At 39.1% G+C, this 26743-nt stretch carries 24 protein-coding genes and 1 tRNA gene; 16 read left to right on the forward strand and 9 right to left on the reverse strand.

The features are described from left to right. Window positions 1-210: 210 nt before the first annotated feature. The gene (locus tag DYI03_RS12710) at window positions 211-1095 is read right to left on the reverse strand and encodes a TIGR01212 family radical SAM protein (protein WP_004356449.1); all 885 of its coding nucleotides are present in this window, start codon (window positions 1093-1095) and stop codon (window positions 211-213) included. 59 nt (window positions 1096-1154) lie between these two features. Here DYI03_RS12710 and DYI03_RS12715 point away from each other — a divergent pair, with 59 nt between their 5' ends. The 8 genes from DYI03_RS12715 to DYI03_RS12750 all read left to right on the forward strand — a co-directional run bounded on the left by DYI03_RS12715 (window position 1155) and on the right by DYI03_RS12750 (window position 10513). After that, entirely contained in the window at window positions 1155-3350 is a 2196-nt protein-coding gene (locus tag DYI03_RS12715) for a S9 family peptidase (protein ID WP_021669288.1), read from the forward strand. Window positions 3351-3423: 73 nt separating this feature from the next. Then, window positions 3424-3717, forward strand: coding sequence for a hypothetical protein (locus tag DYI03_RS12720; RefSeq protein WP_021669289.1), 294 nt, complete (start codon window positions 3424-3426; stop codon window positions 3715-3717). Between the two features lie 85 nt (window positions 3718-3802). Further along, complete coding sequence (locus DYI03_RS12725; RefSeq protein ID WP_036870256.1) at window positions 3803-5083, forward strand: DUF3078 domain-containing protein; 1281 nt, start codon at window positions 3803-3805, stop codon at window positions 5081-5083. A gap of 274 nt (window positions 5084-5357) precedes the next feature. Further along, complete coding sequence (sppA, locus tag DYI03_RS12730) at window positions 5358-7130, forward strand: signal peptide peptidase SppA (RefSeq protein ID WP_021669291.1); 1773 nt, start codon at window positions 5358-5360, stop codon at window positions 7128-7130. Window positions 7131-7174: 44 nt separating this feature from the next. Next, window positions 7175-8362, forward strand: coding sequence for a tetraacyldisaccharide 4'-kinase (gene lpxK / locus DYI03_RS12735; protein WP_004356437.1), 1188 nt, complete (start codon window positions 7175-7177; stop codon window positions 8360-8362). Continuing rightward, the gene (locus tag DYI03_RS12740; protein ID WP_081686619.1) at window positions 8244-9053 is read left to right on the forward strand and encodes a purine-nucleoside phosphorylase; all 810 of its coding nucleotides are present in this window, start codon (window positions 8244-8246) and stop codon (window positions 9051-9053) included. Before lpxK ends, DYI03_RS12740 begins: the two co-directional genes overlap by 119 nt. Window positions 9054-9080: 27 nt before the next feature. Further along, a complete protein-coding gene (gene thiL / locus DYI03_RS12745) occupies window positions 9081-10181 on the forward strand; it encodes a thiamine-phosphate kinase (protein WP_021669293.1) in 1101 nt (366 codons plus the stop codon). 259 nt (window positions 10182-10440) lie between these two features. After that, window positions 10441-10513: transfer RNA gene (locus DYI03_RS12750), tRNA-Phe, on the forward strand. 431 nt (window positions 10514-10944) lie between these two features. On the opposite strand, the gene DYI03_RS12755 is transcribed toward DYI03_RS12750, so the two are convergent. The 5 genes from DYI03_RS12755 to DYI03_RS12775 form a co-directional block, all read right to left on the reverse strand. Then, window positions 10945-11724, reverse strand: coding sequence for a YaaA family protein (locus tag DYI03_RS12755; protein WP_021669295.1), 780 nt, complete (start codon window positions 11722-11724; stop codon window positions 10945-10947). 2 nt (window positions 11725-11726) lie between these two features. Then, a complete protein-coding gene (locus DYI03_RS12760; RefSeq protein WP_021669296.1) occupies window positions 11727-12236 on the reverse strand; it encodes a low molecular weight protein-tyrosine-phosphatase in 510 nt (169 codons plus the stop codon). 258 nt (window positions 12237-12494) lie between these two features. Beyond that, window positions 12495-13133 carry a hypothetical protein gene (locus DYI03_RS12765; RefSeq protein ID WP_021669298.1) on the reverse strand — a complete coding sequence of 213 codons (639 nt, stop codon included), beginning with the start codon at window positions 13131-13133 and terminating at the stop codon, window positions 12495-12497. Continuing rightward, window positions 13123-13848: a DUF5932 domain-containing protein gene (locus DYI03_RS12770; RefSeq protein ID WP_004356470.1), complete on the reverse strand. Its 726-nt coding sequence runs from the start codon at window positions 13846-13848 to the stop codon at window positions 13123-13125. The genes DYI03_RS12765 and DYI03_RS12770 overlap by 11 nt, the downstream gene beginning before the upstream one ends. A 10-nt stretch (window positions 13849-13858) precedes the next feature. Beyond that, on the reverse strand, window positions 13859-17320 hold the full coding sequence (locus DYI03_RS12775; protein ID WP_021669299.1) for a sensor histidine kinase: 3462 nt from the start codon (window positions 17318-17320) through the stop codon (window positions 13859-13861). Window positions 17321-17571: 251 nt separating this feature from the next. Between DYI03_RS12775 and DYI03_RS12780 the strand changes: the two genes are divergently transcribed. Together DYI03_RS12780 and DYI03_RS12785 are read left to right on the forward strand one after the other, a co-directional pair. Beyond that, window positions 17572-18636, forward strand: coding sequence for a LacI family DNA-binding transcriptional regulator (locus DYI03_RS12780; protein ID WP_021669300.1), 1065 nt, complete (start codon window positions 17572-17574; stop codon window positions 18634-18636). A gap of 31 nt (window positions 18637-18667) precedes the next feature. Then, window positions 18668-19480 (forward strand): hypothetical protein, encoded by an 813-nt coding sequence (locus DYI03_RS12785; protein ID WP_021669301.1) that lies wholly within the window; start codon window positions 18668-18670, stop codon window positions 19478-19480. Between the two features lie 175 nt (window positions 19481-19655). On the opposite strand, the gene DYI03_RS12790 is transcribed toward DYI03_RS12785, so the two are convergent. Beyond that, entirely contained in the window at window positions 19656-20366 is a 711-nt protein-coding gene (locus DYI03_RS12790) for a DUF2461 domain-containing protein (protein ID WP_004355132.1), read from the reverse strand. Window positions 20367-20370: 4 nt separating this feature from the next. After that, window positions 20371-21027, reverse strand: coding sequence for an endonuclease III (nth, locus tag DYI03_RS12795; protein WP_021669302.1), 657 nt, complete (start codon window positions 21025-21027; stop codon window positions 20371-20373). A gap of 109 nt (window positions 21028-21136) precedes the next feature. On the opposite strand from nth, the gene DYI03_RS12800 reads away from it, so the two are divergent. The 3 genes from DYI03_RS12800 to kdsB all read left to right on the forward strand — a co-directional run bounded on the left by DYI03_RS12800 (window position 21137) and on the right by kdsB (window position 22842). Then, a complete protein-coding gene (locus tag DYI03_RS12800) occupies window positions 21137-21358 on the forward strand; it encodes a hypothetical protein (RefSeq protein ID WP_004355110.1) in 222 nt (73 codons plus the stop codon). A gap of 132 nt (window positions 21359-21490) precedes the next feature. Next, a complete protein-coding gene (locus DYI03_RS12805) occupies window positions 21491-21946 on the forward strand; it encodes a YhcH/YjgK/YiaL family protein (RefSeq protein ID WP_021669304.1) in 456 nt (151 codons plus the stop codon). 149 nt (window positions 21947-22095) lie between these two features. After that, window positions 22096-22842 (forward strand): 3-deoxy-manno-octulosonate cytidylyltransferase, encoded by a 747-nt coding sequence (kdsB, locus tag DYI03_RS12810; protein ID WP_004355105.1) that lies wholly within the window; start codon window positions 22096-22098, stop codon window positions 22840-22842. Window positions 22843-22957: 115 nt separating this feature from the next. Here the strand turns inward: kdsB and DYI03_RS12815 are convergent, their stop codons facing one another. Beyond that, on the reverse strand, window positions 22958-24748 hold the full coding sequence (locus tag DYI03_RS12815; protein WP_021669305.1) for a DNA polymerase III subunit gamma/tau: 1791 nt from the start codon (window positions 24746-24748) through the stop codon (window positions 22958-22960). Between the two features lie 257 nt (window positions 24749-25005). On the opposite strand from DYI03_RS12815, the gene DYI03_RS12820 reads away from it, so the two are divergent. The 3 genes from DYI03_RS12820 to DYI03_RS12830 all read left to right on the forward strand — a co-directional run bounded on the left by DYI03_RS12820 (window position 25006) and on the right by DYI03_RS12830 (window position 26720). After that, on the forward strand, window positions 25006-25350 hold the full coding sequence (locus tag DYI03_RS12820) for an FtsB family cell division protein (protein ID WP_025064518.1): 345 nt from the start codon (window positions 25006-25008) through the stop codon (window positions 25348-25350). Continuing rightward, window positions 25334-25756 carry a hypothetical protein gene (locus DYI03_RS12825; protein ID WP_021669306.1) on the forward strand — a complete coding sequence of 141 codons (423 nt, stop codon included), beginning with the start codon at window positions 25334-25336 and terminating at the stop codon, window positions 25754-25756. Before DYI03_RS12820 ends, DYI03_RS12825 begins: the two co-directional genes overlap by 17 nt. 109 nt (window positions 25757-25865) lie before the next feature. After that, window positions 25866-26720, forward strand: a complete 855-nt coding sequence (locus DYI03_RS12830) for a DUF4369 domain-containing protein (RefSeq protein ID WP_021669307.1) — start codon at window positions 25866-25868, stop codon at window positions 26718-26720. Window positions 26721-26743: the final 23 nt, after the last annotated feature.

The following is a 26743-nucleotide window of genomic DNA, read 5'->3' on the forward strand; positions in this document are numbered from 1 at the left end:
TTTGTTGTGAGGAACGGAATAAATTCCGCCCCTACGCCCAAATTGATAAAAAATAGCAGGATTTATTTGTTGTGAGGAACGGAATAAATTCCGCCCCTACGACCAGATTGATAAAAAATTTGCAGGATTTATTTGTTGTGAGGAACGGAATAAATTCCGCCCCTACGACCGATTTGCGAATGTTTTATACTCCGATTTACCATTGTTTCCTTACAACGCTTTCAATTTATTGTTCAACAAATTGGTAAATTCGTAATTCTTCAATCCCCATTTTGGAGCGATGAGCATATCGGAAGGACTTTGTGTAACGAAGCGTTCGAGTACTAAATCTTTTCTTAAAAGTTGAATGTATTGCGTAATGAGGTCGATGTATTCCTCAACCGTGTAAAGGTGGAAAGGGCGTTCAGCATAGAGTTTGGCAAGTTTTGTCCCCTTTATAATCTGCATTTGGTGTATTTTCAGCATCGTTAGTGGCAGCGATGAAACGATAGGGGCTTGCCTTAAACTTTCCGAAGCGTCTTCTCCTGGCAACCCCATGATGATATGTCCACCCACAAAGATGCCCCTTCGAGCGGTTTCTTCTACGGCTCGGCGTGTGCAAGCGAAGTCGTGTCCACGATTGATGTAGCGCAAAGTTTCGTCGTTACAACTTTCAATACCGTATTCAACAATAAGAAAAGTGCGCTGGTTCAATTCCTCCAAATAGTCAAACAGTTCGGGACTGACACAGTCGGGACGTGTGCCAATGACAATACCCACCACATCTTCCACAGCCAACGCCTCTTCGTAGAGTGCTTTTAACTTGTCTACAGCCTCGTAAGTGTTTGTATAGGCTTGAAAATAAGCCAAGTATTTCATCTCAGGATATTTTCTTGCAAAGAATTGTTTTCCGTCTTCCAACTGCTCTGTAACACTCTTTTGACGACTGCAATAGGCAGGATTGAAACTCTTATTATCGCAAAAAATACAGCCACCCATACCAATTCGCCCGTCCCGATTGGGACAAGTAAAGCCTGCATCAACCGATATTTTTTGTACTTTGAAAGGCAATTGTTTTCTTATCCAAGTACCAAAATCATTATAGTATTGTTTCATTGTTTTGCAAATATACTTATTTTTTCGTACTTTTGTTGCAGAAAATCAATTTAATAACAATGAAAAAAATACTACTTATGTGTGCAGCGTTCTTCACAGCTGCGATGTATGCTTTTGCAGGAGAGCCTATTACGCTAAAAGACATGACTTCAAATGTTTTTGCGGCAAAGACAATTTCAGGCATTAACCCATTGAAAGGAACGTCAGATTATGCTCAAATTTCTGACGATTGGAAGCGAATTGTAACTTTTTCTTTCGTTACAGGCAAAGAAACAGGTGTACTTTTCGATGTAAACAAAACCAATGGAGAGAAAATTAAGCAAATAGAAAGCTACGAAATCTCGGACAATGGGCAATTTATCCTTATCCAAACTCAAACAAAACGCATTTATCGCCGCTCTTTTACAGCAGAATTTTATCTTTATAATGTGAAAGATAAGTCGTTGAAGAAGCTTTCAACAGGTGGCGCACAACAAATTCCAACGTTCTCACCCAATGGTAAATACATTGCTTTTGTACGCCAAAACAACGTGTTTATTACCGACGGAACGACTGAAAAGCAAGTTACGACCGACGGAAAGTTTAACGAAATTATCAACGGATTGCCTGACTGGGTGAACGAAGAAGAATTTGGCTTTAACAATGCCTTGGCTTGGGGTGCTGATAGCAAGACTTTAAGTTGGATACGCTACGATGAATCAAAGGTAAAAACCTATTCTTTGCAGATGTTTGAAGGTGCAAAACCAACATTCAAGAAGTACGAAGTTTACCCTGGCGATTATTCTTATAAGTATCCAAAAGCAGGCGAAGACAACTCAAAAGTATCGGTTCTTTCTTATGCTTTAGAGACTGGTAAGACCTTAACTTACAGTTTTCCACTCGATGCTGACGGATATATCCCACGCATCAAGTCTACTAAGTTTGCCGACCGCATCGTGATTTACACCATGAATCGTCATCAAGACGTGTTAAACCTTTACAAAGCCAACCCAATGACAGGTGAATGCAGTTTGCTTATCAAAGAAAATGCAAACAAATATGTGAAGGAAGAAGCCATGGAAGGCATTCGCATCATGGACGATTATATCCTTTTCCCTTCTGATAGAGACGGCTTTATGCACCTTTATTTATATACCATTGACGGAAAACTTATTCGCCAAATCGAAAAAGGTAAGTATGACGTGATTGACGTTTACGGCTTTGACGAAAAAACAGGTAAGACTTATTTCCAAGCAGCAGCTAAAACCCCAATGCAACGTGAGGTTTATGTAGCCGACAAGAATGGCAAAGTTACTTGTTTAACACCACAAGCAGGTTGGAATAGTGCCGTATTCTCAGGCGATTACAAATACTTTTTGAACAATTGGAGCAACCGAAATACACCTTATTCCTTTGCGATTTATAACAACAAAGGTAAGGTTGTGCGCGAGGTTTTGAACAATAATAAACTCATCAAAGCTATGGCAAAATACGATTTGCCTACTCGTGATTTCTTTAAATTCACCACTTCTGAAGGTGTAGAACTGAATGGTTACATGGTGAAACCTAAGAATTTTGACCCTAATAAGAAATATCCAGTCGTATTTTTCCAATACAGTGGACCTGGTAGCCAACAGGTTGTAGACCGTTGGTCAGTTGGTGCAATGGGCGCAGGTGGCATTTACGAATCTTATTTGACCCAACAAGGCTTCATCGTAGCAGTTGTAGACGGACGTGGAACAGGCGCGCGTGGCTCTGAATTTGAGAAATGTACTTACTTGAAACTCGGTGATTTAGAATCGAAAGACCAAGTTGAGGCTGCACTTTGGGCAAAGAAACAACCATACGTTGATGCTGAAAACATTGGTATTTGGGGCTGGAGCTTTGGTGGTTTCAACACTTTGATGAGTTTGAGCGAGGGACGTAACGCATTTAAAGCGGGTGTTTCTGTTGCACCACCTACCAATTGGCGTTGGTACGACACAGTTTATACCGAACGTTATATGCGTACCCCGCAAGAAAACCCTTCAGGCTATGCGGTAAACCCAATTGAACGTGTCAAGAATATGAATGGAAAACTCTTGATTTGCCACGGCATTGCCGACGATAATGTGCATATTCAACACGCATACGAATATTCTGAAGCATTGATTCAGGCTGATAAAGATTTCAAAGAAAACTTCTATACCAACCGCAATCATGGTATTTATGGTGGCAACACACGCAACCACCTTTTTAGACAAATCACTGATTGGTTCATTTTGAACTTGAAATAATCGTTTACGAAATAGGAAAAAGGATTGTACAGCTACATGTGCAATCCTTTTTTGTAACTTTTGATGGAAGCAAATGGGCAATATCCGAAAATTTAAGTGCAAAACTTGTGCTTATGAAGCCGATGTTTATGAAGGCAAAGGCTTTATGGGGCAAACCATTGAAATGGTATCGTGTGCCGAATGCCACTCGTTGCAACCCTTGGTGGTAGGCGGAGTTATCGGCGATGCAGCTCCTTCGTTCCGCACATTGGTCGGTAGAATTTGCTTGAATTGCGGTTCCGACAAAATAAAGCAATGGAATGGTCATACATGCCCCCAATGTAGCGGCGAAATGGAGGACACAGGAGCGCGTGAATTTTGGACGTAAAAGCCGTTAAAATTGCAAATTGTTACCATAATCTGTGCTTGTTTGCAATTTTTTATGTAAGTTTGTAGTCAGAAAACTTTTTAGTATGACACGCAAGATTTACTTCGTTTTATTGATATTGAGTTTTAGTATGGCTACGTTTGCCCAAGTTAATGAATTACAAACACTTGAACGTAGCTATAAATCAGCCGATTATGACGTTGTACGAGCCTATTCGGACTCTCTTTCATTGGCAAAAGAAAGAATAATGTTGAATATTAATGCAGATAAAAAGACGGATGCTGCCACCGAATTTCAGCGCGCACGCCTCTTTTTACCGCTTACTTATCATCAAGATATAATACACAACGCATTCAATCTTAAAGACAATGATGCCTATGCTAACCATTTGTTAGACATTTATTTACATCGTCCTTCTTTGGTAAAGACGACAGACAGAGAGCTGAGAGGTAAGCAAGCGGCGAGCGTAGATGTGGAAACGCCTATTCAACAAGAATTCGAAATTGTTGATAAAGTAGCACCAACACCTGTTGAATCAGACTTTTCACCCATTCAAGTGATGGTTAGAAAGCCTAAGTTTTGGACTTACAAAGGCGACTATTCTTTGCAATTCTTGCAAAATTACTTTTCTGATAATTGGTATAAAGGCGGTGAAAGTAGCTATTCAGCCTTGGCAGCAACTGTTTTTGAAGCCAATTATAACAACAAGCAAAAGGTGAAATGGGACAACCGTTTGGAATTAAAATTCGGTTTGCAAAGTACTAAATCCGACTCATTGCATAGTTTTAAGACGACCGATGACCTCATTCGCTTGACTTCAAAGTTTGGGTTGCAAGCCTCAAAAAAATGGTATTATTCAGTTCAATTCGTAGGTTACACACAATTTACCCATTCCCATCGTTCCAACGACCCTAAGTTATACTCCGATATTTTAGCCCCTTTGAACCTCAATCTCTCACTCGGTATGGACTATACCATTGATTGGTTGAACCATAAATTAAAGGGAAATGCTCATTTTGCGCCTTTGGCTTACAATATAAAATACACTCGTTTGCTCGACCTTTCAGAACGCCTTGGCATTGATAAAGGGAAGCATATAAAGCACGATTATGGTTCGGAAATGACCATAGACTTTAAGTGGCAACTCATGGAAGCATTGACATGGAAAAGCCGTTTGTATGCTTATACAACCTACAAGCGCATGGAAGTGGAGTGGGAGAATACGTTTAAATTCCAATTCAATAAATATATTGGTGCGCAAATCTTCATTTATCCACGTTTCGACGATGGTGTAACACGCGACAACAGCCATGGCTATTGGCAGTTGAAAGAATTTGCATCAATAGGATTTCAGTATAGCTTTTAAAAAACAATAGCTTTTGAAGCTCAAAACAGCCTATTTTGACGTGCAAAAGAGCCTATTTTGACATTCAAAACAATAGGTTTAGGTTTTGTGTCGTATTATGCTGATTCTTACAAACTTGTAAAATTACCTTACAAAGATGAAAGAAATATTCCGAAATTTGGTTAATTAATCCTTTATTCTTATCTTTGCATATAATTAAGGTGTGAAGTCGAGTAAGAATAAAAGCTGTTAGACGAGCATTTTATCTTTAAATTGTAAGAAAATCATTAATTATATGAAGGACTTTTTAAAACATGTTTTAGCTACAATCATTGGTATTTTCCTTTTTGGATTAATAACAATCGCCTTTGCGTTCATTTCTATCGTGGGAATGGTGCTATCAACAACAGATGATAAAACAGAAGTAAAGGACAACTCGGTGTTGGTGGTTAATCTTTCAGGACAGCTAACCGAACGAGTGGAAGAAGATATATTCAGCCAATTACGAGGCGAAGTACAGCAAGGAATTGGGCTTGATGATTTTATAAAAGGACTCAAAGAAGCCAAAGATGATGATAAAATTAAAGGCATTTACATAGAAGCAGGATTGTTTTCTTCTAATTCTTATGCGTCATTGCAAGAAGCCCGTAACGCTATTTTAGACTTTAAAAAGAGCGGTAAATGGGTGGTTGCCTACGGAGATAGCTACACGCAAGGGGCTTATTATTTAGCTTCTGCGGCCGATAAGGTTTGGTTGAATCCGCAAGGCATGATAGATTGGCACGGATTAGCCACCCAACGTGTTTATTTGAAAGACATGCTTGGGAAGTTTGGCATAAAGATGCAAGTTTCAAAAGTGGGAGCTTACAAGAGTGCAACCGAGACGTTCACAGAAGAAAAGATGAGCGATAGCGATAGAGCGCAGACTACTGCCTACCTGACAAGTATATGGAATAACATCACAAAAGAGGTGAGCAATAGCAGAAAAGTTTCGGTAGCAAAGTTGAACGAATATGCTGATAGCATGATAACCTTCGTCGCACCAACCGATTACATCAAATATAAAATGGCAGATAAACTCCTTTACACCGACCAAGTGAAGAAAGAAGTGAAGCAACTATTGGGCGAAGAAGCCGATGCCGACATCAATCAAGTTTCGCTTGCCGACATGAAGATTGATGATACAAACCTTGATGATGAAAAAATTGCCATATATTATGCCTACGGAGATATTGTTGATAACCAAATAGCAGGACTTTTCGGTAACAATCATGTGATAGCTGGAAAGCAAGTATGTAGCGATTTGGAGGAAATGATGAACGATGACGACATCAAAGCAGTCGTTATTCGCATTAATTCTGGTGGCGGTTCAGCCTACGCATCAGAGCAAATGTGGCATCAAATTATGGAACTTAAAAAAGTAAAACCTGTTGTTGTGAGCATGGGCGGATATGCCGCATCGGGCGGATATTACATGTCTGCACCAGCCAATTGGATTGTTGCTGAGCCAACAACCATAACGGGTTCTATCGGAATCTTCGGTATGTTCCCTGATTATAGCGGTTTGGCAACAGAAAAATTAGGATTAAAATTTGACCAAGTGGTAACCAACAAGAACGCAGCATTCGGTTCTAATGTTCGACCATTTAATCCTGAAGAAATGAGAATGATACAAGCCTACATCGACAGAGGCTATGCCACATTTAAAAATCGTGTAGCGCAAGGCAGAAAAATGACCATTCAGCAAGTTGAAAACCTTGCACAAGGGCATGTTTATACAGGCGAAGACGCTCTGAAAATTAAATTAGTCGACCAACTTGGAGGCTTAGATGTAGCTGTTGCAAAGGCTGCTCAATTGGCACAAATCGACGATTATTGCACACAAAGTTACCCCAAACCAACCTCATGGTTTGAACAAATCATGGAAATGGAACCAACTGGCAATTATCTTGACGAACAATTGCGTGCTGGATTGGGCAATCTTTACGAACCATTCTCTTTCTTGAGAACATTAAACCAGCAATCTGCCATTCAAGCACGATTACCTTATTACATTAATATAAACTGAAAATGTAGCAGGTTGAACTTATAACCTGCTGACAACAAGGATAAATGGAAGGCGACTTTATTAAATTACACAAATGTCTTTTACCCCTTAGCTGGCTTTACGGCTTAGGGGTTGGACTGCGTAATGAACTATTTGAACTCGGTGTACTGAAGAGTCGTAGCTTCGATGTTCCTGTTATTTCAGTTGGAAACATTACCGTAGGAGGTTCAGGAAAGACCCCACATGTAGAATATCTTATCCGATTATTGAAAGATATAGCCCAAGTGGCAGTACTTTCGCGTGGATATAAACGGAAAAGCAAAGGCTATGTTTTAGCAGAAGAAGACACACCGATGGAAATGATAGGTGATGAACCTTTCCAAATGAAACATAAATTCCCGAATATTCATGTGGCAGTAGATAAAAAAAGATGCGAAGGAATAGACCATTTAGTAGACGATGAGGAAACAAAAAATACCGATGTCGTTCTGCTTGACGATGCCTTCCAACACCGTTATGTAAAGCCTGGAATTAATATCCTATTGGTTGATTATCATAGACTTATCATTTACGATAAATTATTGCCTGTTGGACGATTGCGCGAACCGCTATCAGGGAAGAATAGGGCAGATATTGTGATTGTAACAAAATGCCCAAAGGAACTCAACCCGATTGATTATCGAGTGCTAAGCAAAGCAATGAACCTTTATCCGTTCCAAGATTTGTATTTTACAACCTTCGAATATTGCAACTTAATCCCAGTATTTGAAGAGGCAAAAGAAAAAGAAATTGCTTTGAGCGACATACATAAAACAAATGTTTTGTTGCTCAGTGGCATCGCTTTGCCCAAGCAATTGGAGGTAGATTTAAAGCCTTATACCGAAGGAACAAAGGTAGAAACATTGGAATTTCCCGACCATCATTCGTTTAAAAAGAAAGATGTGGAACTCATCAACTCCATGTTTGAAGCAATGGAAACACCTAAAATAATCATTACAACAGAAAAAGATAAAGCACGACTTCTAAACTTAGAAAATTTAAATGATGAAGTAAAACAAAATATTTACGCACTTCCGATAAAGGTAAAGTTCATGCTTAATAAGGAAGAAAAGTTTAACGAAAAAATAATATCTTATGTACGAAAAAATTCAAGAAACAGCATCTTGGTTAAAGGAAAGGATGACAACAAATCCAAAGACAGCAATCATTCTGGGAACAGGGCTCGGACAATTAGCTTCAGAGATAACAGATAGTTACGAATTTTCATATAAAGACATACCCAACTTCCCTGTTTCAACAGTAGAAGGACATGCCGGCTGCCTTATTTTTGGTAAGTTAGGTGGCAAAGACATTATGGCAATGAAGGGTCGTTTCCATTATTATGAAGGCTATAACATGCAGGAAGTAACTTTCCCAATACGTGTTATGCACGAGTTGGGCATAGAAACGCTCTTTGTTTCTAATGCTTCTGGCGGTATGAATTCTGAATTTAAAATTGGTGATTTGATGATTATCACCGACCATATTAACTTCTTCCCTGAGCACCCATTGCATGGTCCAAACTTCCCAACAGGTCCTCGTTTCCCTGATATGCACGAGGCTTACGACCATAAACTCATTGAAAAAGCTGACGAAATAGCAAAGGAAAAGAACATTAGAGTTATGCATGGCGTTTATACAGGGGTTCAAGGACCTACTTTTGAAACACCTGCTGAATACAAAATGTATCGTATTCTTGGTGGCGATGCGGTTGGTATGAGTACTGTTCCTGAGGTTATTGTTGCTCGCCACTCTGGTATTAAAGTGTTTGGTGTCAGTGTTATTACCGACTTAGGAGGCTTCGATGTACCTGTTGAAGTAAGCCATGAAGAGGTGCAAGAGGCTGCTAATATGGCGCAACCACTCATGACAGAAATCATGCGTGAAATGATTAAGCGTGCATAACCTTATTATAAGAATTCATACAAATATATGGAAATAAAAGAATTGGGCGAGTTTAAACTGATAGAGCGCTTAACAAAAGATATTAAACCCGAGAACTCATCTACTAAAATGGGGGTAGGCGATGATGCTGCGGTATTATATTACGGCGATAAGGAAACGCTTGTGAGCTCACATCTATTTATGGAGGGCATACAGTTCGACCTTACTTACATTGATATGCGCCATTTGGCTTATAAATGTGCCATGGTTGCTATGAGCAATATCTTTGCAATGAATGGTAAACCGCGCCAAATGGTTGTATCAATTGCATTGGGAAAGCGCATAAAGGTGGACGACCTCGACCAATTCTATGAAGGTTTGCGCACGGCTTGTGCCAAATGGAAGGTTGATATAGTAGGTGGCGATACAACTTCTTCGTACACTGGACTTGCAATCAACATCACTTGCATCGGTGAAGCGATGAGCAATGAAGTTGTTTACCGTAGTGGAGCAAAGCCAACCGACATTATTTGTGTGTCAGGAAACCTCGGTGCTGCTTACATGGGTCTGCAAGTTTTAGAGCGAGAGAAGGTGGTTTATTATCAGCAAGTGGAAGAATTTAACAAGAAATTAAAGGCTGCACAAGCTGAAAATAATAAAGTTCAGTTGGATATTTTGAAGACTGAGCGTGAGAGTATCGAGAATTTTCAGCCTGAATTTTCAGGAAAAGAATACCTCATTGACCGCCAACTGAAGCCTGAAGCCCCTGGAGAAGTGTTGCAACAACTCTTGGAAGCTGGCATCAAACCTACGGCAATGATTGATATTTCCGATGGTCTTGCAAGCGATTTGAAGCACATTTGCAAGGAAAGTCGTGTGGGTTGTCGCATTTATGAGGATAAAATCCCTATCGATTACCAGACGGCTGCTACTTGCGAAGAGTTCAATATGAACCTTACCACGGCAGCTTTGAGTGGGGGAGAAGATTATGAATTGCTTTTTACCATACCTATTGGCGACCATGCAAAGGTGGAAGGAATGAAAAATATTCGCCAAATTGGTTATATTACGGAAGAAAAATTAGGCGAATACCTCATTGCTCGCGACGGAAACGAATTCCAATTGAAAGCGCAAGGGTGGGGAGAATAACTAATACTTTATCATTAAAAAGCCAGACTCGTCATTGCGTCTGGCTTTTTTGTTGCCTTTCCTTTGTTTTCCCGCTTCGATGGGTTGATAATACTTACTTCTTGACTGTCAGTTAGTTTGCTAAAAATAGCCAAAAATACACCTTGTAAATAAAAGTTAATATGAAAAAAACTTCACATTTTATTTGTCAGTTTCAAAAAAAACACCTACCTTTGCACTCGCAATTCGGAAATGATATTTAATTAACGAAAAGCAGAATGGTGCCATAGCTCAGTTGGTAGAGCAAAGGACTGAAAATCCTTGTGTCCCCGGTTCGATTCCTGGTGGTACCACTCCTCCTTTCATTAGGGCGGTTCTCATAGAGTCCGCTCTTTTTTTATGCCCATTTTTTTCTGTCGAAAATTATAAAATGCGGCTCAGAATAATCGGTGTGGAAATTTTCTTGCACGTTTATAAAGTTACAATGGTTTTAATTATCCTTATGTATTTAAGGAGAAAGACGATAAAATGTTTGTTTTCTAAGGAAGCGGTCAGCAATAAGGTGTAAGGGCGGAATTTTTTTGTAAGCTCAACAACTCGATTTCTGTTTTAACAAGCAATTGCCCTATCTTTGAAAATATCCTTTTTTGTTATGAGGAACGGAATAAATTCTGCCCTTACACCTTATTGCTAACTGGCTTCTATAAGGCTATTGCAAGCATACTGATAGGGATAAGAATGAAACAAATGCATCATATTTTTCTTTTTTAGCCGTTTTTACTTCTTATAATGTCCATAACAATTCGGTAAGACCTGTCGATTGATTGAGAGAAGATAGGTCGTGGTTGGCGAATTGAAATCCTTCGTATTCAAAATTCAGTAATTCCTTTGTTTTTTTCAACTTATTTTCTATGATGAAACGTGTCATTGCGCCTCGGCAACTTTTGGCATAGACGGTTACATTCTTGAGTTTGTCGCCTGCTTTCACTTTGAAAAGCGGCTGAACAACATGTACTTCTTTTAGTATTCGCTTCCAATCGAAAAGGTGTTGATACTCTTCGGTGGCAAGATGAACCAATATTCCGTCGTCGGCTTTTACCGAATTGATAAGCACATCTGTGAGTATTGGTTTCCAATATTCAAACATATTTTGTTCATCGTTGCAGTTTAGCTTCATTTTTCCTTCCAATCGGTAAGGGTGAATCCTATCGGTTGGTCGCAAGACACCATAAAGGAAACTAAGAATCCATAGCTTTTCTGCTGCAAAAAGATAGTCTTCTGGTTTGAAATTTTCTGCTTTCAGACATTTATAGGCTTGTCCGTAATAAGCCAAAATAGCTGGTATTTTGGCTTGTTCATTAAAGAAATCGGCGTATCGTTGTTTGGTTTCTTGTGCCAAACTCTTGCTGCATTTCAATTGTTCTTGCAACTCTTCCACCGAGCGTTCGTTTAGTTCCAATGCAAATTTATTCGCTTCCGTTCCAAATCTTGGTTGTGTTGTGTTGGGCAGCTGCACATCGGTAGCAGTGTTCATTATCTTTGCCGAGGCCAATATGATTTGCATAATTATAGATTGTGTTTCTTTTTAAGTGAATTGTATAATCCTTTGCACCCGTCTTCTATCAAATCCAATGCGAAATCGAAGGCTTTTGCATCGCCATAGTAGGGGTCAGGAACCGCAGTTTGCCCTTTATATTGTTGAAAGAAGTTGCACATTTTCAGCACTTTACCACGCTCTTCAACGCTTTTGGCTTGGCTACAAACGTCAGCATAGTTTTCTTCGTCCATGACAACAATGTAGTCGAAGTTTTCAAAATCAATATTTCTATTGAATTGTCGTGCTATATGGTCGATTTTATAGTTTCGTTTTGCCCCATGTTCTCGCATTCTTCGGTCAGGCAAATCGCCTACATGCCAGTTGCCCATGCCTGCCGAATCGATGTAAAAACGATGCGCAACGTGTTCATTTTCAACTAAATGCTGCATAATAGCATTTGCTGCTGGCGAGCGACAAATGTTACCTAAGCAAATAAACAATATTTTTATTTCTTCTTTTTCTTCTTTATATTTGTCCATAACTTTATTATTTCTTGCTACAAATTTACATTAAAAAGCGTAATCCCATGATTTTTAGTAGTTATACTTTGCTAAAACTAATTTTCATGCACTGCTTATCGCTATTTGTAAGTTTTTATAAAATCACCAGAGAGAATAATGGTGAAAAAACGAAATAGCCTGTTTTGAAATGCAAAAGTGCCTATTTTATGCTTCAAAATAGGCTCTTTTGAAATTAAAACAGGTTTGATGGTTTTTGTGGGCAACGTTTTTGTCTTGCTACAACGGCAAAATAAAATTTAGATTGAACACATAGATGACAGAATAGAAGAGTTCTATTGCTAAGATGTAGAGCGGAAATAGCTTTGCGCCAAGAATAATTCCAAAGGAAAGGGCATTATAGGTTTTCGCAAGCGTGTTTAATCTGCCACTCGAAACACCATAGGACAACGAAACAAAGGTAACGATGAAGGTTATGGAAGGTATGAAACCGATGGAAAAACTACTTGGAAACAAGCTGCCTGTAACGCTTAACAATGGGGCTTCGGGTAGGGCTACAAGGAGGAAAAGCAGCATGAAGAATACAAAAACTTCTAATAAAATTAAGCGCAAAGCAACTTTTTTTCGATAAGAAAACTTTGCGAATGTAGCTTTTCCTTTCAGCAATGCGTTTAAGATTTCATACAACCCTGAGGCTTTAAAGGTGCCAAATGCGACGATGCCCAGCAGCAACCACACCAATAAATCGGTTTTAAGGTTGTTGGTAAACTGCCCTATGAACCAACGAATGCCGCTACTACTAAGTAAAGAATGTACATTGATTTCAGGGAAAATGGCAGCTACTAACCATGAACCAAACACGATTAGCAACTGCAAACCTATTAAAATCAATGCGATTATTCCATACTTATTCTTCATCTGCGTATAGATTGTCTAAGTCAATGATTCTCAATTCTAAAGCACGAACTACCAAACGTGTGGCGTTTACACTAATGCCACCACGATTGTTGCCAAAGAGTTTTTGCACCAATTCGTTCTGTCGCTTCTCCAAACTCTTCACTCCAAAAGGCATGCCGCGTAGGTTTGTGATTTGTTCCTTTGTGTAACCTAATGCCAAATGGCGCAAGAAACGTTCGTCATATTCATCAATTTCATAGTCAATAATGGCTTCTTGGTGCATCAATTGGCTATTGATATTGTGCTTAAACTTCTCGATAATTTTCTGCAAAATGGGTTGATTGAACACCAATCGTTTCCCACTCATCACGCTTGCAACATCGCTACGAGTGAGCAATTCGTCGCTTTTAAGACAAATTCCATCGGCTCCTGCGTCTAAAGCGTCTACCCAAAGTTTCTCGTTAAGTATTTCGCCTGTGAATATAAGCACCTTCAAATTAGGGTGTAACTCCTTGGTTTGACGACAAATTTCCACGCCAACAGTTGTTGAACCGCCCAATCCTAAGTCTAACAACACCAAATCAGGCAATTCAGCTTTGAGCAATTTCCAATAAGCTATCTCATTTTCAGCTGTTCCAATGATATGCGCTTCTGGTATTTCGTTACGGAAAATACCTTCTGTTCCTTTAAGTTCTAAGGGTACATCTTCTACAATTATAACTTTAAAATCTTCCATAATTCACCTTTTATTCGTTTTTTGCTTGTGCCAATATAATACTTAATGCGGTTCCGTTGGGCGTGTTATGCGCCACAATTCCACACCGATGTCGGTTAGATGCCTCGCCTGCTTCGCGCACAATCTGTCGGCAAACCATATAAGGTATATGTTCTGCGCTCGGCATAAATAGGTTTATACAGTCTTCGTCCGATAGATTTAGAGTAGGCATGTGTGCTTCCAACTTTAAGTATTTGTTGGATATATTTTCTATTTCAATGTTTATTACCTCGTTTTTATTTTGTTTTTGCAACAATTCAAACATAAATTTGAGCAAATCAGGGTCGCCCAAAACGCTCAAATGAGCAGCTTCGGGGTTGGATAATTGCGTTTTTTTATCTAAAATATCTTTTATTTCCACTCGCTTGCACACGGGTTTCAACATTGAAACTTGGCGCATGGCTTGCATACTTAGCAGTGAATAAAGTTCTTTATAATACACTGATAATTCGTCAATAGCATTCAATTCCTCATCTTTCGCCCCCACAAGTTGGCTGATTCGTGAAGGGAAATACATGGTTTCGTGCTTCAATGTTGAGAAACAATTGTCCAAAATATTGTTACTGACGTGCAGTTTGTTAGCTTCAAACTCCATTTTTCGGAGTTCGTCTTTGGCAAGTTCAATGTTCGTTGCACTTGCTTTGTGATTTTCAACCGATTTGTTTAACGCTTTAATAATCTTTTGTGTAATCGACTTTAAGTTATTAGGGAAGTTGGTAGTCGATATTGCATTGATGTCTTTTTGCTTCTCTTCAGGTGTTTTTTCACTCAACAAGATGTTGTTAATGGTCTGAATATTATCAAGATAGGATTGGTAACGGAACCGATGACGATAATACATGAAATAATAAATCGGCACGATAGAGAGCAGCAAAACGATTAAAAGGACAATGGCAACGTTCTTATTCGATTCAGATTGCTGCATCATACTGCAATAAGCACCTAAATTTTTGTCGGCAGAATTCTCCTTAAACAAGAGCGTATATACGTTATTATTGTAACGATAAAGTGCCCAATCGTGGAGTGCTAAAGCCGCTACGGCACTTTCATTGCGTATGTCTAAGATAATGCTATAATTGGTTGGGAGGTTTTCATGCAACCATTGCACTTCGGCAGGAATCATGTTTCCGTCTGCGATGCGGCGCATAAGATAATGCCCATTAGGACGTAAACGCAAATAATACTTATTCAAATAATAGCGACAAGTGTCTGCAAAAGCCAACGTTTGCTTGTAATTTCCATTAATATTGCTATAATAAGCCGAGTCAGCATAGATGTTTGCTAAATCTAATTCACGCAAGAATGCAGAATGAGAGGTATTATTTTTGTGGCGAGGAACGCCCGAATCGATAGCAAAACTACTTGCCGATGAGAACATTAAACAGAGGAAAACAATGGTTCGAACAATGCCTTTTGGCAATCTGAAGTAGAACGTACTTCCTTCGCCTACCTTACTTTTGGCACCAATACTACATACGGAGAAAAGTTTACTAACCTTCTTATATTTGTTAATGATACCATTACAATTCATCAAACCATAGCCGTGAGAATGCGATTCCTTAGAATCAACAATGATTTTGTGGTCAAAAATATGGCTTAAAGCGTCAGGTTCAATGCCTTTTCCTGTATCTTTCACGCTAATTTCGACGTAACTTTCTGTTGCATGAGAAGCAATTTCAACCTTGCCACCATGGTCTGTAAACTTCCGAGCATTCTCTGCCAAAGTGTTAATCATGAACAAAGTAAGCACTCTATCAGCCTTTACAACATCATGAGTTTTCTCGATATTTAGTTCAATACCTTTTAATTGAAAACCCATTCTCGACCTTGCCACAACATCAAACACTTGCTGCAAAGGGAAACTTTCTATGTGTAAGGACAATTCTCCCTGCTTTAATTGAATCCATTGCGTAAGGACATTGTTGTAATTATTGATATTATCGGTAAGTTCAGCAATGTAAGTGTAGCGTTCATTGCGCAATTCTTCAGTTTCATTCGTTTGCTTTAAGCGAGCAATTTCACGAATCATTCTGTCAATTAATGGGTTCAAAGCGTTCACTAAAAACATCTTTGCACGCTTCTCCAAGTTGCGTCTTTTGTTCTTAACAACGTTGGAACGAGTGATAAATGATTTCTCTTGAACCTCTTGAAAGTCTTCTTCTAAGCGTTCCAACTCCGTTTCATTGCGTTGTTGCCATTCGTGTAAAGGCTGTAATAATTGGTTTAACGACTCTTTGCTATTGCCTTTTTTACGCAAATAATGGAGCAAAAAAAGCAATCCAACCAAGAGAAATATCATTATCAACACGGCTGTAATCATAAAATTAAGCTGGTGCGACGTTGTTTCAAGTATGCCTGCACGCGACTCTAAGTATCTGTCTTGACGCGTTTGCTCCTGTAAATCCAAATAAATATTGCGGTTAAAATCGCTTCCTTGCTTATCATTTATCGCTGCATAAACTACACTAAGTTGCTCACGAAGCGATGCAACAAGGTCAGGAGCTTGCCCTACTGCTTTATTTTTTAAGGCCTTCTTTAAACAAAAGATAGCCGAATGATAATCGTTTATCTGCCAATAACAAGATGCAAGCGTACGAGAAGAACTCGCAATCTGGTAGACTGCGCCAAAATCGGAAAACATATCCATTGCTCTTTGCGCCAAATTTCCTGCCAAAAGACTATCTGGCATGTTCTCAAAATTGATAAAACGAATAGAAGGATAGTTGTCGGCAATGAGTTTTTCTCTTACTTTTGGAATGATTAAGTGTTCGCTTAAACCTTGTAAAGAATTGGCTTGCCAATAAACATAGCCATGTTGGCGAGCCAATAAAAGGCATCTCATCAAATAATCGAACTCCTGCTGATTTACTTCCGCCTGTGTTCCTTTGTTCAAAACTCCACCTGCACCAACATTATAGAGGTATTTTAAATATTGCGCAGTATCGTCTCTTGATATTAAATCTTCATCAACATCAGCCATAGCCTTAGCCGATTGATTGCGCAAACCTACATAAAAATAGTAAGTTGAGGACACAATACAGAATTCAGACTTGGCATAAACCAAACGTTTCCGCTGGTGTTCGGTAAGCAAATATTCTTCTTCCTCAATGCGTTTTTGCCGTCTTATCGCTTCTTCACGATAGTCATAAAACTCTTTATTCTTTGATTCTCGCTGACAAAGGCGCATCAAATGCACGTCGGCAACTAACAATTCAATCTGATTATTCGTAATTTTCAACACGCTATCCAGCTTGGTATAAGCGCTGTTATAGTTCATCTTCATCAAGTCAATGCTGGCTAAATTGTTCAGTGCTTCCGCTTTTCCTGCATCGTAACCCTGTGAAACAGAATAGGCTTTCTTGGCATAAACCAATGAAGAATCAAGGTTTTTATATTGGTAAGAATAGGAAATTTCATTCAACTTATCCACCATTTTCTTATCTACATGTGAGCAAGCTGAAAGAAACAAACTTACTAAAAATACAAAAAGTATAGAATAGAAAGTTCCAAATATATATTTTGTCTTACACAAAATTAAATGTTATTTGAGACAAAATTACAAAAGAAAATCGAATAAAGCTGCTATTATTCTTTTTTTTGCATTGTTTTACAAAAAAGAATAAATAGCATTATTAAAATTCAACTATTATTATTATTTTTGCAGAATAATATAGCAAAAGCTTTATGGTTGAAAAAGTTAGGATAAAGGATATCGCAAAAAAAGCAGGAGTAAGTGTTGGCACTGTAGATAGGGTTCTTCACAAGCGTCCCAATGTGTCAAAAGCATCATTAGAAAAAGTAGAAAAGGTATTAAATGAAATCAATTACCAACCCAATGTTTACGCGAGTGCCTTAGCATACAATAAAAGTTACACGTTTCATTGCATTCTTCCGAAACACTCGAGCGAGGCTTATTGGGAAGAAATAGAAACTGGCGCCATCAAAGCTATTGACTTTCGACGTGATTTTCATCTTGATATTAAGTTAAGACATTTTAGTAGATTGCACCCAGAGTCGTATCTTGAAACGTGCAATGCGTGTCTTGACGACAATCCAGACGGCGTTATTCTCGTTCCAACAACCTTAGAAGCAACCAAAATTTTCACAGAAAAGTTGCATGAAAGAAACATTCCTTTTGTTCTTTTAGACTCCTATATGCCTGATTTAAAACCACTTTCGTTTTATGGACAAGATCCTTTTCAAAGTGGTTTCTTTGCTGCCAAAATGCTTATGTTGATTGCTCGTGAAGAAAAATCAATCATGTTGATGAAACAAACCTTTAACGGAAAGATTTCAAGCAGGCAACAAGAAAACCGTGAAGTAGGCTTCAGAAACTACATGACCAAGTATTTTCCTGAAGTAGAAATCAAGGAATTGGACCTTCCAATGGGCGAAAGCAAAGCCGATTACGATAAGAAACTTGAAGCGTTTTTTAGTGCAAATCCTGATGTTCATCATTGTTTCACAATAAATTCCAAGGCGCATATTGTTGGCGACTTTATCTTAGAGAACAATAAAACGAACCTTCAAATTATGGGTTATGATATGATTGCCGAAAATGCAGCGTGTCTTCGCAAAGGCAGTATCTCGTTTCTCATAGCGCAACATGCTTACCAACAAGGTTTTTTAAGTGTGGATACGCTTTTCCAAAACATTGTTTTGAAGAAAGAAGTACCCGCTACCAACTATATGACGATAGAACTTCTGACGAAGGAGAATATGGATTTCTACCACAGAACTCGCATTTAATTTTTCAAACGCACAACATCAAAGCAAAAAAATGGACGTTATACAAGAAAATTTCTTTAAACTATTGCGGTCAGGAGCCTTCAATGACAAGTCAGTCCTTGAAGTTATGTCAGCGTTTAAGTGGCGCCGACTCTATCAGATAGTCTTAGTGCAGAACGTTCTCGATTATTTTGTGCGTGGTGTGAATAATTATGCCAATGACAAGCAGCTCAATTTACCTAAAATACTGATTGATGAAATTCAAACAAAGTTAGATGAAGAGCAAAAAAGAAAGGCTTCGCCCATCAAAATTGAGTTGAGCAACAGGATTTTGAAGAAGAAATTTGAGAAGATTATCATCAATGAGCGACACGCAATGGACACATCTATTGAAACGCTTGAGATGCTTAAACTTATCGTTTTCAATACCAATGCGATGCTTAATCATGGCATTAGTCTTGAAGGCATCATTAAATTGGGGCAATATTTGCGCAGTAAAGGCGACAAAGTAGATTTTATTAAGTTGGAAAAATGGTTGATAGCCTTGCATTTACGCCGTATTGCTCAATTGCAAGGGAGCATACTTATCAATGTTTTTGGCTTCGAACAAGACGAAATTCAGTTTGTTTCTAAAGTTGAACCTGCTGCTTTTGCCTTGACCATGAAGACGATTTCGAACTTGGTAAAGGACAATGCTTCAGAATGGCACTTTAAACAAAACTCAATGGGATTTGTTCAAAACAACGGCAAAGTATTTCGTCGCAACCTCAGAAGAAGTTATAAATATATGAATTATGCTCCAATAGAAACGGCGAGCAACTTCTTTAACAATTTTGCAAGAAGTCTTTCCGAAATAGAAGAATAGGTTTTGTCGCCACACAACGAGAACTTTATTGATAAAACACCTCATGTCATTCCCAACTTTTTAAGGAATGTAGAGCAAGATAAAACAAGTAAATTTTCAAAAGAGCCTATTTTGCGCCTCAAAACAGGCTCTTTTGCGTGTCAAAACCTATTGTTTTGAAAATTAAAGCCATTCGCTATTCGTAATCGTCTATTACGCTGTTCATCATATCCATCATTGGTTTCCCTAATTTCACTATTTCAATAAGTTTTTCCTGCCAATCTTTTTGGGCAAAGAAGTCGTCTTCAACTTTCACCCAGCAGCAATAATCTTTCATTCTCAAGTATTGTGGAAACTCATAGTCCTTAGGAAATCCCTTTGGTGTAGTCTTCAAAGCGGTCAAACCAAAGCCTTTGTCGGTAACGTTGTCGTCCTCCCAATGCCCATCGCCCGCATATCCAAAGGTCTTTATAAACTTTCCGTCCTCAACAATCTTGCGCCATTGGTCAATGTTTGCCATGATTTCGTTGCGGCAAGAGGTAAGAATATTCGTTGGAAGATAGTAAGAACCTATGGCAATCAAGCAGTTATGAGGTTGCAAATGTATGTAATATCCGCCTCGTAATGCCTTTCTTCCCTTTGCACAAATGAAGGCTCCGAAGTGGCGTTTGTAAGGACTTTTGTCGGGTGAAAACCTAATATCACGATAAAAGCGGTAGGTACAATCTTTCACTTTCAAGTGGGCTACCTCACTATCCACTGCTGCAAGTGTCGCAATCGCTGCTTCAACACCCCCTTCAAATTCCTTTTTCGCTGCATCATACTCCTTTTTATGGTCTTGAAACCACTCACGATTGTTGTTAGCAGCAATCTTGTTCAAAAAGTCAAGTATTATTTTTGTATTCATCTTTTTACTTGTTTGATAGTTTACTATTTTCTAAATTCTTTGGGCAGAACGTGTCAAATGGACATTTTTCGCACAGCGGACGCATGCTTTTACAGATATATCGCCCATGCAAAAGTATCCAGTGGTGAGCCGAAGACACTTCGTTTAAAGGAATATTTTTCATCAAATAGTCTTCCACTTTCCTCGGTGTGTTGGCTTCGTTCGGCACTAATCCCAATCTGTGGCTCACTCTATAAACGTGAGTATCAACGGCTAATGTAGGTTTACCGAACCACACTGCTTGCAACACATTGGCTGTTTTGCGTCCAACACCTGGCAGTTTCACCAATTCATTGGGGTCGGAAGGTATCTCGCCACCATAATTATTCACCAACATTCGTGCCATTTCTACCAAATGATTGGCTTTAGAATTGGGATAAGAAACGCTCTTTACCAACTCGAAAACATCGTCCACGTCGGCTTTAGCCATCGTCTTTGCATCAGGAAATTTAGCAAATAATGCAGGTGTAATAGCGTTGATTCGCTTGTCGGTACATTGCGCTGAGAGCAGCGTTGCACAGAGTAATTGGAAAGCAGAGCCGAACATTAATTCTGTTGAAACCTCGCCAACGTTTGTCCTGAAATAATCTAATATAAATGTATATCGTTCCTTTCTTGTCATGATAAACTTACTTGTTCATGCACAAAGGTACAAAATCTTTGCGAAAATTTGGTGTTTTGGCAAACTTAACGTACTTTTGCAGAAGAATAAAAACATAAAAAGAAGTATTATGACAACACCATTAATCGGATTGGTAGCTTTGTTCGTCCTTGCAATCGTAGGTTGGGCAATTGCCGAAGGCAAGAGTAAAGCCATTGAATTCTCTCATTCTGAAGACGAAAACGAAGGTTGGGAAGAAATGAAAGAGGCATACGAACATAACGGAAGCAAGGAATTGACTTTGAAAGATTTGCTCCAAAAGAACTATACAAGGGGTTACAAATCTATTTAAATTGGCTGAATGAGGTGAGAGAAGTGGCTGAAAAAGCGATTTTCTGCCCTCAATTTTCAGACAATAAAAAAGGTATGCTTTCCAAGAATGCATACCTTTTTTGTTTCATAAACCTTTAAAAATCAACGAACTATGGTTATTGGAAATATAAACGAAGCCGAACGCTACTACGATTTGCACCCTCGCATGCAAGAAGTCTTTGAGTTCATTAAGAAAACCAACTTCAACGACTATCCAAGTGGGCGCATTGAATTGGACGGCGACCAGCTTTTCATCAATTTAGACGAAAACGAATTAGAAGCCAAAGCGGATAGAAAATTAGAATTTCACCAACGATACATTGATGTTCAAGTGCCGCTTGCCATAGAGGAAACCTTCGGTTGGGGGGCAAGGGCAACGATGGCAGAACCTGAAATTGCCTATAATACAGCCCAAGATGCAGGATTTTACACCCGATTGGCGCAAGTTTATGTTACACTTCAACCGCAACAATTCGTCATTTTCTTCCCCGAAGATGCTCATGCACCGCTCATTGGCAAAGGAAAACAGCGAAAACTTATTGCAAAAATCCTCATCGAAGAAAAATAAAAGCAGTGTTTTAAAAGTTAAAAACAAGTGTCTTTTTGATGCAAAACAATAGGTTTTAATTTTCAGACTTAATCGATGAACGAAAAATGTTTTGGCATTGTTGAAAATAAAGCGTAATTTTGTAAATCATAAGAACGAAGCAACGAATTATGAAAGTAATAGGAATTATCCCAGCACGATACGCCTCATCGCGTTTCCCTGGCAAACCGCTCGCTAAATTGGGCGGAAAATATGTGATAGAGCATGTTGTTGAGCAGGTTTCGGCAGTCCTCGACGATGTTTATGTGGCTACCGACGACCAACGAATTTACGATACTGTAACTCGTTTGGGTGCAAAAGCGGTGATGACACGCAGCGACCACCAAAGTGGAACCGACCGAATTGCAGAGGCATTGGAGAAGGTTGGGGGAGCGTTCGATGTTGTTGTGAACATTCAAGGCGACGAACCATTCATTCAAAAAAGTCAGATAGAAACGGTAGTCGAATGTTTCAACGATGAAAACACACAGATTGCGACCTTAGGAAAGCGGTTTGCAAGCATCGAAGCAGCTCGAAATCCGAACTCTCCTAAAATCATTCTCGACAATAATAATTATGCTTTGTACTTCACTCGCGCCCTTGTTCCGTATGTGCGCAATGTGGTAGAAGACGAATGGTTGCGAGTTTATCCTTTCCTTAAACATATTGGGTTATATGCTTATAAGCCAAATGTTTTGCAAGAAATAACAAAGTTGCCTCAATCTTCATTGGAAAAGGTGGAAGGATTGGAACAATTGCGCTGGTTGCAGAATGGTTACAAAATAAAAGTGGGATTGACCGATGTGGAAACCGTTGGTATTGACACGCCAGAAGACTTGCAACGAGCTGAGGAATTTCTCAAAGAAATCAAAGGATAGGGGCTTTCTCTGAGTAAATGGTTTTCTTTGACAGAATAAAGGGACTAGTCTGACTTGTCGGACAAGTCAGACCAGTCCCGATTTATGGGCAGTTTTCAATAAAAAAATGAAACTTTTAGGCTAAATCTAAGTTTAATTTAGCCATCAATTTGCCAATGGCTTGGTTTTGTTCCTTCATCTTTTCCAACTCTTGGCGAGGCGTTAAGATAGGTTTTATTTCGCTTGCTTTCGCCAAACGGATATTTACTTCGATTTGACCATTGTGCAAACGTTGTGCCATAGTGGCACGGATACGCCGCTGAATATCAGTGAGTTCCTTGAGGAAGATGCGATTTCCAACAATCACATCAATGGTGTCATCTTCCGCAATGATTGGTTTGATGTTTTTCATGCGCTGCGCCAAACCAGGATTGAGCTTGGCTATGCGCGTACACATTCCTTTCCACTCTATGATTAACTCTTGTGGAGTGAAACTTTGGTTTTCTTCTTTGTTGGTTATTTCAAACTTTTCCTCAATTTTCTCCTTAGGTTTGTTGGCATTTCGTAGATTTTGAAACGACATACCAATGCCTCCTAAAGTCATTTTCGGCATCTTTGGCACTGCGTTTTGGGGCTGTTGGGTCGTATTTGTACTCGTTGTTTCCACCATAACTTGAGCAGCAACAACTTGGCGCCCAACTTCTTGAGTACCTTTTTTATGACTCGGCGCAACTACCTGCGGGGTCGCTTTCTGCTGAGTCAGTCTAATAATGTTCTTGAACAGGGTTTTCAATCTTTTAGGGCTACGCCCCGAGGCAGGCACATCATCGTCTTTTTGTGTGATTTGTGCCACTTGTATGAGCGTAATCTCCACCAATAATCGTTTGTTAGAGCTTTGACGATACTCTACATCGCATCGGTTCATTATCTCTAACGCCTTGTATAAGAATGGGGTAGGGCATTTTTGTGCTTGCTCATGGTAGCGTTGGCGCATTTGTTCGCTCGTTTCCAACAGAGGAAGCGTTTGGGCGTCCTTCGCCATGAGTACGTTACGCACATGCGAAGCCAATCCTAAAACCAAGTTACCACCGTCGAAACCCTTGTTAATACAATGGTTGAGCAGCACCATAATCTCTGGAACTTTGTTCTGCAACGATAGGTCTACAATGTTGAAATAGTTCTCTTCATCAAGCACATTGAGGTCTTCAATTACTTTTTGGTAAGTAATGTTGCCTTGAGAGAAACTCGCTGCTTGGTCGAAAATAGAAAGCGCATCACGCATTCCTCCGTCTGCCTTCTCAGCAATCACGTTCAATGCTTGCTCTTCATACTTTATTCCTTCCTTTTCAGCCACTTGTTTGAGGTGGTTAATGATGCCTTGTACCGACATTCTTTCGAAATCATAAATTTGACAACGAGACAGAATGGTAGGCAAAATCTTATGCTTTTCGGTGGTGGCAAGTATGAAAATGACGTGTGCAGGCGGTTCTTCCAATGTTTTAAGGAAAGCATTAAACGCCGCCGTAGAGAGCATGTGAACCTCGTCAATGATAAAAACTTTGTATTTTCCGAGCTGGGGTGGAATACGAGTTTGCTCCATTAACGACTTGATATTCTCTACTGAATTATTGCTTGCAGCGTCAAGTTCGAATATATTGTAGCTTCGCCCTTCGTCAAACGATTTGCAACTTTCACATTCGTTGCACGCTTCGCCTTCGGCAGTAGGGTGTTCGCAATTGATAGTCTTAGCGAAAATGCGCGCGCAAGTAGTTTTTCCCACTCCACGAGGACCGCAGAAAAGATAAGCATGCGCCAACTTTCCGTTCTTGACAGCATTCATCAGCGTTGTCGTAAGTGCCTGCTGTCCAACCACAGAAGCAAACGACATGGGGCGATATTTGCGTGCCGAAACGATGTATTCGTCCATATTTCTTTACCTTTTATATATAAGGAGTTTCAAAACTGGATTGAAACTCGAAATTTTATTCCTTGCAAAGGTAGTAAAAAGAATGTAGATGAGCGTTGTAGGAATGATGTTTTAATTGTTAATTAGCTTAAAAACTTATAGCGTAATCCCCTTTTTCGAAAACTTTTGCTTACTTTTGCATAACATTGATGGTAGGGTGTTAAAGTGCTAATAGTGGCATTTACATTTTGAAAGAAACCATTGTGGAAGAAAGCGCAGTGAAAAAGATTTCTGGACATATCTATTATTTTTTTAGCCGATTTAAGTATCATATTGTTATTATACTTGGATTGCTCGTTGTGGGCGTGTTAGACGAAAATAGTTTTCGCCGCCGCATTGAGTGTTATTACCAAATTCAAGACTTGAATGCTGAGATTGAAAAGTATGAAAAGGAATATCAGCACGATACACAACGCCTTAGAGAATTGAAACAGAACCCTAATGCCATTGCAAAAATAGCTCGTGAACGCTATTTTATGAAAGCCGATGATGAAGATATTTTCGTGTTAAGCGATGACGAACAACCTACGACAAATAATAATATTAATGAAACAACTGAATAAAATAGAAAGCACCTTGTTTATTATAGGCGGTTTGCTCATGGTAATTGGTGCTGGTCTCTATGCTTTTTTTATCGTTCAACAATACGCTTGTTGGGCAATGCTCGTTGGAGCAATCCTCTTTGCAGGCATGCAAATTAGACAAAAATATCTTGGAACAAGCTTTACCATAAAGCGATTGCGCCGCTTTATGATGATTGCAAATATTGGTTTTGTGTTGGCAGGAATATTTATGGTGGAAGATTCTTACCACTTTATTGCTCCGTTATTTACCAAAACAATCGGTGGATACACCTCATATATGAATATTTTTTACCATAATTGGGTAGTTATTCTATTGATTTCGGCTTTCATCGAAGTGTACACAACGCATCGAATTAGCCACGAATTGGCGAAAGAACAGCAATAATAGTTGAAAAAAAACTAAAAAGCACGTTATTGTTTTAAATACAATGAAAAACTTTCGCAGCATCAATATAACATTGTAAATTTGTCTGTCAGAACAAGAAAAAGACTCTATGAATAAATTTTTATACGCCTTTATCACTATCATGGCATTTACATCGTGTGCCAAATCTTACTATATTCAAGGTACATCTAACGTATCCAGCTTGGACGGACGCAAACTTTATCTTAAAGGAGGTTCCGCAGATACGCTCTTTACGATAGACTCTTGCGATGTGGTACATGGTGAATTTACATTCAAAGGTAACTTGGATTCTGTGCAAATCGTTCAAGTTTACATGGACGATGTGAACTTACAATTCCCATTAGTATTGGAAGAAGGCGACATAATATTAAAGTTAGACAATACGCAACAGAGCGTTTCAGGGACTCCGTTAAACGATAAAATAAACGCATTTTGGAGAAAATTTACACAGTTGCGCAATCAATATGTGGAAATTGACCACGAAGAAGGAGTGGCAATCATGAACGGACATGATGAAGAAGCCACCAATACGCGACTCATTAAGAAGGCTTTGAAGGTCTATGCCAATACGGATAAACTCTTCACAAACTTTGTTACAGAAAACTTTGACAACCCTTTAGCACCATGGGGATTTCTCACTCGTGTTACTTACGATATGACTCCAAACGCTTATCCAATTTGGATGAACGATTATTTGTATATGAATGCAATGAGCCAACTATCGTCTTGGGTGGAATATATCATGGCAAAAGCACCTGAACACTTTAAGATTAATGGCGACGTAAAGAGTTTTTACGACTATTATCAGCAGGCGCAAAGCGAAATGAATGGTACTGCTATGCCGCAAGAATCGATGCAAACGCCTATGGCAGGGACACCTCAAAGCAATGTTAGTGTGCCTACTCCTGCTCAAATGGCAGGCGATTCAACTAAAATGAAGTAGAAATAAGGTAAAAAAGTTATTAA

Origin of the sequence: Prevotella disiens, assembly GCF_900454955.1 — a bacterium.
Classification (GTDB): Bacteria; Bacteroidota; Bacteroidia; order Bacteroidales; family Bacteroidaceae; genus Prevotella; species Prevotella disiens.

Bases quoted from the DNA above. Each gene is read 5' to 3' on its own strand.
- DYI03_RS12710 (WP_004356449.1), bottom strand. From the start codon at position 1,095: ATGAAACAATACTATAATGATTTTGGTACTTGGATAAGAAAACAATTG.
- DYI03_RS12715 (WP_021669288.1), top strand. From the start codon at position 1,155: ATGAAAAAAATACTACTTATGTGTGCAGCGTTCTTCACAGCTGCGATG.
- DYI03_RS12720 (WP_021669289.1), top strand. From the start codon at position 3,424: ATGGGCAATATCCGAAAATTTAAGTGCAAAACTTGTGCTTATGAAGCC.
- DYI03_RS12725 (WP_036870256.1), top strand. From the start codon at position 3,803: ATGACACGCAAGATTTACTTCGTTTTATTGATATTGAGTTTTAGTATG.
- sppA (WP_021669291.1), top strand. From the start codon at position 5,358: ATGAAGGACTTTTTAAAACATGTTTTAGCTACAATCATTGGTATTTTC.
- lpxK (WP_004356437.1), top strand. From the start codon at position 7,175: ATGGAAGGCGACTTTATTAAATTACACAAATGTCTTTTACCCCTTAGC.
- DYI03_RS12740 (WP_081686619.1), top strand. From the start codon at position 8,244: ATGTACGAAAAAATTCAAGAAACAGCATCTTGGTTAAAGGAAAGGATG.
- thiL (WP_021669293.1), top strand. From the start codon at position 9,081: ATGGAAATAAAAGAATTGGGCGAGTTTAAACTGATAGAGCGCTTAACA.
- DYI03_RS12755 (WP_021669295.1), bottom strand. From the start codon at position 11,724: ATGCAAATCATATTGGCCTCGGCAAAGATAATGAACACTGCTACCGAT.
- DYI03_RS12760 (WP_021669296.1), bottom strand. From the start codon at position 12,236: ATGGACAAATATAAAGAAGAAAAAGAAGAAATAAAAATATTGTTTATT.
- DYI03_RS12765 (WP_021669298.1), bottom strand. From the start codon at position 13,133: ATGAAGAATAAGTATGGAATAATCGCATTGATTTTAATAGGTTTGCAG.
- DYI03_RS12770 (WP_004356470.1), bottom strand. From the start codon at position 13,848: ATGGAAGATTTTAAAGTTATAATTGTAGAAGATGTACCCTTAGAACTT.
- DYI03_RS12775 (WP_021669299.1), bottom strand. From the start codon at position 17,320: ATGGTGGATAAGTTGAATGAAATTTCCTATTCTTACCAATATAAAAAC.
- DYI03_RS12780 (WP_021669300.1), top strand. From the start codon at position 17,572: ATGGTTGAAAAAGTTAGGATAAAGGATATCGCAAAAAAAGCAGGAGTA.
- DYI03_RS12785 (WP_021669301.1), top strand. From the start codon at position 18,668: ATGGACGTTATACAAGAAAATTTCTTTAAACTATTGCGGTCAGGAGCC.
- DYI03_RS12790 (WP_004355132.1), bottom strand. From the start codon at position 20,366: ATGAATACAAAAATAATACTTGACTTTTTGAACAAGATTGCTGCTAAC.
- nth (WP_021669302.1), bottom strand. From the start codon at position 21,027: ATGACAAGAAAGGAACGATATACATTTATATTAGATTATTTCAGGACA.
- DYI03_RS12800 (WP_004355110.1), top strand. From the start codon at position 21,137: ATGACAACACCATTAATCGGATTGGTAGCTTTGTTCGTCCTTGCAATC.
- DYI03_RS12805 (WP_021669304.1), top strand. From the start codon at position 21,491: ATGGTTATTGGAAATATAAACGAAGCCGAACGCTACTACGATTTGCAC.
- kdsB (WP_004355105.1), top strand. From the start codon at position 22,096: ATGAAAGTAATAGGAATTATCCCAGCACGATACGCCTCATCGCGTTTC.
- DYI03_RS12815 (WP_021669305.1), bottom strand. From the start codon at position 24,748: ATGGACGAATACATCGTTTCGGCACGCAAATATCGCCCCATGTCGTTT.
- DYI03_RS12825 (WP_021669306.1), top strand. From the start codon at position 25,334: ATGAAACAACTGAATAAAATAGAAAGCACCTTGTTTATTATAGGCGGT.
- DYI03_RS12830 (WP_021669307.1), top strand. From the start codon at position 25,866: ATGAATAAATTTTTATACGCCTTTATCACTATCATGGCATTTACATCG.